The sequence below is a fragment of the Roseovarius sp. genome, assembly GCF_018066915.1.
In the GTDB taxonomy this organism is placed as follows: domain Bacteria; phylum Pseudomonadota; class Alphaproteobacteria; order Rhodobacterales; family Rhodobacteraceae; genus Roseovarius.
In genome coordinates this window covers 1-5,735 of the sequence record NZ_JAGPVV010000248.1, presented here as the reverse complement: position 1 = coordinate 5,735, position 5,735 = coordinate 1, and the positions used below count along the sequence as shown (strand labels likewise).

Here is a 5,735-nt window from a genome sequence, read left to right as displayed (position 1 = left end):
CCCGGACATTGTCGTCATGTCCAAGGGCTTTGCCGCTGGCTATGTGCCGCTTGGCGCGATGGTGGCGCATGAGCGGCTGGTCGAGCCGGTTTTGGATGCGGGCGGCTTTCTGCATGGCTTCACCTATGCGGGCAATCCGCTGGCCTGCGCCGCGGGCCTCGCCGTGATCGACGAGATTGAGCGCATGGATCTGGTGGGCAACGCCGCGCAGATGGGCGACCGGCTGCAAGAGCGCCTGCGCGGCCTGATGCAGCGCTATGCCATCATCGGCGACGTGCGCGGTAAGGGGCTGCTGACGGCATTCGAGTTCATGGCGGATCGCGGCACCAAGGCCCCGCTGCCCAAGGGATTGCGCGCCTTCGATCGCTTCGTGCAGATCGCCTATGAAAAGGGGCTGATCGTCTATGCGCGGCGCACCCGAGACGGGATCGAGGGGGATCACATCATCGTCGCCCCCCCAATGATCGTGACCGAAACGCACTTGGACGAGATTACCGAAATGCTGGATGCCTCGCTGGCAGAGTTTACAAACGAAATCCGCCCCGCGCTGGAGCAGGCCGTGTAATGCGCGAGATTATCATTACCTGCGCGCTGACAGGCTCGATCCACACGCCCTCCATGTCGCCACAACTGCCGATCACGGCCGACGAAATCGCCCGTGCCGGGATCGAGGCGGCCGAGGCGGGGGCGGCCATTCTGCACCTGCATGCGCGTGATCCGCAAACCGGGCGGCCCTCTGCCGACCCCGCACATTTCCGCGCCTTTCTGCCCCGGTTGAAACAGGGCTGCGATGCGGTTCTAAACCTCTCGACCGGGGGCAGCGCGACCATGACGCTCGATGAACGGCTGGCCGCGCCCATCGAGGCTGCCCCAGAAATGGCCTCACTCAACATGGGCACTATGAATTTCGCGCTCTACCCGATGGCAGAGCGGATCACCGACTGGCGGAACGATTGGGAGCAGCCCTTTCTCGAAGGCTCGGATGATCTGGTGTTCAAGAACACCCCCCGCGACATCGCCCGCATCCTGACGGAACTAGGCCAAGAACGCGGGGCGCGGTTCGAGTTTGAATGTTACGACCTGAGCCACCTCTACATGCTGCGCCATTTCGCGGATCGCGGGCTGATCCGCGCGCCTTATTTCATCCAGTTCGTCTTTGGTGTCTTGGGCGGCATGGGCGCGGACCCCGAGAACCTCACGCATATGGTTCGCATCGCGGACAAGCTCTTTGGTCGGGATTACATGTTTTCCGTGCTGGCCGCCGGGCGGCATCAGATGCCGATGGCGGCGCAGGCGGCGGCAATGGGTGGGCATGTGCGTGTGGGGCTGGAGGATAGTCTGACCATCGGGCGCGGCACGCTGGCACGCTCCAACGCCGAACAGGTCACCAAGGTGCGCGGTATCGTCGAGGCGTTGGGCCGGGTGGTGGTCAGCCCCGATGAGGCGCGCGCGCTCTTGGGTCTCAAGGGCGCCGACCGGGTGGCGATCTGAACCATGGCAGAATTCCGGATGGTCAAAACTGAGGATGATCTGGCCATGTTGGACACGGCCCTGCGCCAACTCAGCGCGGATTTGGGCGATGTCCATAGCGCCGGTTTGGACGCCTTGCGCGCCGGTCTGACGGGCGCGATACCGGCGGCCTATGGTCTGCTCGCAGTGGAGGGGGATTTGATCGGCGCCGCCCTTTTTGGCCCGATGTTTTCCACCTTGCGCGGGGCGGCTGGCGTCTATGTCTCTGACCTCTGGGTCACAGAGGCGGCACGCGGCAAGGGGTTGGGCCGCGCACTCCTATCTCAGGTGGCACGCCGCGCAGGCACACTCTGGCGGGCGGAATGGATGATGCTGGCGGTCTACGCCCACACCCCGGCTTCACGCCAGTTCTACGAACGGCTGGGTTTCGAGGCGCAGGATCAAGTGACACAGATGCGCCTGCCACAGGCGGCCATGCGCAGATTGATGGGAGAGCATGGATGAAGGCAATTTTTGACGCGCGGCAATGGCGGCATGATCCCAAGCATTTCATGGCCAACGGGGTGATCAAGCCAAGCCCCGAACAGCCCGAGCGCATCACGCGGCTGACAGAGGGGGCCAAGGCGGCTGGCTGTGAGTTTGTGGCACCTGAGGATGCCGGGCTCGGTCCAATCGCTGCTCTCCATTCGCCAGAGTATGTGACATTCTTGCGCCACATCTACGCGCGATGGCAGCACATTGAGGGCGCGGGCCAAGAGGTGATCCCCAATGTTCACCCCGCCAATCGGAGCGACAATTACCCCAAGTCCGCCGTGGGGCAGGCCGGCTATCATCAGGCCGATACCGCTTGCCCCATCGGGGCGGGCACGTGGGAGGCTGCCTATTGGTCGGCGCAGACCGCCGTGACCGGGGCGGATATGCTGGCCGCTGGAGAGCGGGCCGCCTATGCGCTCTGCCGTCCACCGGGGCATCATGCCTTTGGCGATTTGGCCGGGGGGTTCTGCTTTCTTAACAACGCTGGCATTGCGGCAGAGCGGTTGCGCACGAGTGGGCTGCGCGCGGCGATCCTTGATGTCGATGTGCATCACGGCAATGGCACCCAAGGCATTTTCTATGATCGCGACGATGTGCTGACCGTTTCGATCCACGCCGATCCCGCGCGGTTCTATCCCTTTTTCTGGGGCCACGCCGACGAGCGTGGCACGGGGCGCGGCAGGGGCTATAACCTCAACCTGCCGTTGGAACGCGGCACAGGCGATGATGCCTATCTGAAGACACTCGACGTCGCTCTGGAGTGGGTGGCGAATTTCGGGGCCGATGTGGTGGTCGTGGCGCTTGGTCTTGATGCCTATGAGGGCGATCCGTTTCAAGGGCTGGCCATCACCACGCCCGGATTTGGGCGCATCGGGGCGGCGATTGCCGGGCTGGGGCTGCCCACGCTCTTTGTGCAAGAGGGTGGGTATCTTTGTAAGGAATTGGGCCAGAACCTTACATCGGTCCTGACGGGATTTGAGGGGGCGTGAGCATGGCCGATGTGATCGTGATCGGCGGCGGCATTGCCGGGATCAGCGCGGCGGCAGAGCTTGCGCGCGGCGGTGCCGATGTCGTCGTTCTCGAAATGGAACCCCAGATCGGCTATCACGCCACGGGTCGCTCCGCCGCCATCTTCATCCGCAACTACGGCAATGCCACTCTGCGCGCGCTCAATGCTGTGGCAGAGCCGATTTTCGAGCAGCCGGGCGAGATCAGCGACAAACCTTTGCTCAGCCCGCGTGGCGAATTGATGGTCGCCTTCGAGGAAGAATTGCCGATCCTCGACGCCTATCTGGATGGCTCGACCGGCATTGACCGTCTGACTGGCAAGGAAGCCGCCGAAATCGTGCCGATCCTGCGCGCGGACCGGATTGCGGGCGCGATGATCGAACGCGGCGCGCGCGGCATCGACGTGGACCTCTTGTTGCAAGGCTATGCGCGCCTGTTGCGGGCGCGGGGCGGGCGGATCATGACCGGTGCTGCGGTCAGCGGCCTGTCGCAGAGCGCCGGGTTATGGCAGGTCGAAACCGCCCAGGGTCAGCACAGCGCGCCGATCATCGTCAACGCTGCCGGTGGCTGGGCCGATGAGGTGGCCGCCTTGGCCGGGGTGCCGCGTGCAGGGTTACAACCCTATCGCCGGTCTGCCGCGATCATTCCGGCACCCTTGGGATATGACACCGAACATTGGCCAATCTTCGGCTCTATCGCTGAAACATGGTATGCCAAGCCCGAGGCGGGCAAGTTGATGGTGTCCCCTGCCGATGAAGACCCGGTCGCCCCCCATGACGCCTGGGCCGATGACATGGTGCTGGCCGAGGGGCTGCATCGGTTCGAGCAGGCCGTTACCGTGCCGGTGACACGGGTCGAGCATAGCTGGGCGGGCCTTCGCACCTTTGCCCCCGACCGCACGCCGGTGGTGGGGTTTGATCCGCAGGCGGACGGGTTTTTCTGGCTGGCCGGGCAGGGTGGCTACGGCGTGCAGACAGCACCCGCACTGTCACGGCTGACGGCGGCGCTGATTGCAGGGGGTGTGCCGGATGTGCCGGATCACGTTCTGGCGACCATGGCACCGGGGCGGTTCAGACCGGCATAGGGGGCCGAGTGGCGAGCAATCACCCCTGTGCTTTGGCCTTGATCGAGGCGAATTTGCGCAGGAGGTGATCCTTCATCAGCTTGCCACAACGCTCGGCATCCCGCGCGCGCAACGCCTCGATGATGGCCTCATGTTCCTCGACCGCCGCGCGCCAGCGTTCCGGCGTGAGATTGGCCTGATAGCGCGCCCGCTGGACCCGGAAGGCCAGCAATTCATGCGCGCGCACCAAAGTTTCATTCCCCGCCGCCGCCAGAATCGCCTTGTGGATGGCTTGATTGATGCGGAAATAGGTCGGGCGGTCCGCCTCGTCATAGGTGCGCCGCAGCGCAGCGGTCATGTCCGCAATCTCTTGCACCGTGTCCGCCCCGGCCTGCAACGTAGCCAACTCGCCTGCCAGCCCCTCAAGAGCGGCCAGCACGCAAAACACCTCGGCCAGTTCCGCCTCGCTCTGGCGGGTGATGACCGCACCGCGATGTGGGATGAGATCAAGCAACCCCTCCGCCGCCAACACTTTGAGCGCCTCGCGCAGCGGCGTTCGGGATACACCGAACTGTTCGGTCAGGGCCTTTTCGTTGATCTTTTCACCAGGCTGCAATTGCCCTTCGAGGATCATCTGGCGCAGGCGGTTGGTGATCTCGACGGCCAGTGCAGTGCGGCCAATGGGATCGGGTTTGAGGGCGGTCATAGGGGCCTCCGGGCCGGGGTTATCCATCATTGCGGCCCTCCCTTACAGCATTTCCTGATGCCCTGTCGAAGATTTCCGCGATGTGCAGCGCGCGGCGGTCGGTGCCATCGGCAATCTGGTGACGGCAAGAGGTGCCATTGGCGATCAGAAGATCATCCGAGGCGGCGGCACGCACCGCAGGCAAGAGCGACAATTCCCCCATCTTGAGCGAGACCTCGATGGTCTCTGCCTGATAGCCAAAGGCTCCCGCCATGCCACAACAGCTGCTCTCGATGGTCTTGGAATCAAGACCGGGGATCAGCGCCAGAGCCTGCCCCATGTCGCCCATGACGCCCGCTGCCTTTTGATGGCAATGGCCGTGGACATGGGCGGTCTGACCCAGAGCGTCAAGCGGCAGATCAAGCCGCCCAGCACGCGCCTCGCGGGCAATGAATTCCTCGAAGAGAAAGGCGTTTTCCGACAGGAGCCGCGCATCCTCTCCCGGCAAAAGCGTCAGAAACTCATCGCGCAGGGTCAACAGGCACGAAGGCTCCAACCCCACCACCGGCACGCCTGCGCGGATATGCGGCAGGAGCGCATCCAACGTCCGCCGCGCCTCGGCGCGGGCCTTGTCGATCATGCCTGCCGCCAGATATGTGCGCCCACAGCAGAGCGGGCGACCGGGCGCATTTGCGGTGATCACCTCGTATCCGGCGCGCGCCAGCACGCGCAACGCGGCGCGGGGTATCTCCGGCTCCATCCAGCGGTTGAACGTATCGGTAAAGAGGATGACCTTGCCCGCTTTGGTCGAAGACCGGGCGCGCTTGACCTCGGCGTCCTTGAAGAAATCACCTCGAAAGAGCGGAAGGGACCGCGCAGCGGCCAGCCCGGTCATCCGCTCACTCAGGGCTGCCAGCATCGGCACGCGGTTGCGCAGCGCGATGAGGCCACGCAGCACCACGGCAACCCGCGCAT

The 5,735-nt window shown here is 64.3% G+C and carries 7 protein-coding genes; 5 read left to right on the top strand and 2 right to left on the bottom strand.

Going from position 1 to position 5,735, the window contains the following annotated elements:
• The 5 genes from KBT70_RS13645 to KBT70_RS13625 all read left to right on the top strand — a co-directional run.
• Window positions 1-565 (top strand): aminotransferase class III-fold pyridoxal phosphate-dependent enzyme (locus KBT70_RS13645; RefSeq protein WP_296634574.1); only part of this gene is annotated, 565 nt, incomplete at its 5' end.
• On the top strand, window positions 565-1,491 hold the full coding sequence (locus KBT70_RS13640; RefSeq protein ID WP_296634571.1) for a 3-keto-5-aminohexanoate cleavage protein: 927 nt from the start codon (window positions 565-567) through the stop codon (window positions 1,489-1,491). The genes KBT70_RS13645 and KBT70_RS13640, both read left to right, overlap by 1 nt.
• 18 nt (window positions 1,492-1,509) lie before the next feature.
• Window positions 1,510-1,974 (top strand): GNAT family N-acetyltransferase, encoded by a 465-nt coding sequence (locus tag KBT70_RS13635; protein WP_296634567.1) that lies wholly within the window; start codon window positions 1,510-1,512, stop codon window positions 1,972-1,974.
• On the top strand, window positions 1,971-2,993 hold the full coding sequence (locus tag KBT70_RS13630; protein WP_296634562.1) for a histone deacetylase family protein: 1,023 nt from the start codon (window positions 1,971-1,973) through the stop codon (window positions 2,991-2,993). Before KBT70_RS13635 ends, KBT70_RS13630 begins: the two co-directional genes overlap by 4 nt.
• Window positions 2,994-2,995: 2 nt before the next feature.
• Window positions 2,996-4,096 carry an FAD-binding oxidoreductase gene (locus KBT70_RS13625; protein WP_296634559.1) on the top strand — a complete coding sequence of 367 codons (1,101 nt, stop codon included), beginning with the start codon at window positions 2,996-2,998 and terminating at the stop codon, window positions 4,094-4,096.
• A 19-nt stretch (window positions 4,097-4,115) separates the two neighbouring features.
• On the opposite strand, the gene KBT70_RS13620 is transcribed toward KBT70_RS13625, so the two are convergent.
• Both KBT70_RS13620 and KBT70_RS13615 read right to left on the bottom strand, forming a co-directional pair.
• Window positions 4,116-4,811, bottom strand: coding sequence for a GntR family transcriptional regulator (locus KBT70_RS13620; RefSeq protein ID WP_296634554.1), 696 nt, complete (start codon window positions 4,809-4,811; stop codon window positions 4,116-4,118).
• The coding region (locus KBT70_RS13615; RefSeq protein ID WP_296634550.1) for a heterodisulfide reductase-related iron-sulfur binding cluster at window positions 4,801-5,735 on the bottom strand (935 nt) is incomplete at its 5' end. The genes KBT70_RS13620 and KBT70_RS13615, both read right to left, overlap by 11 nt.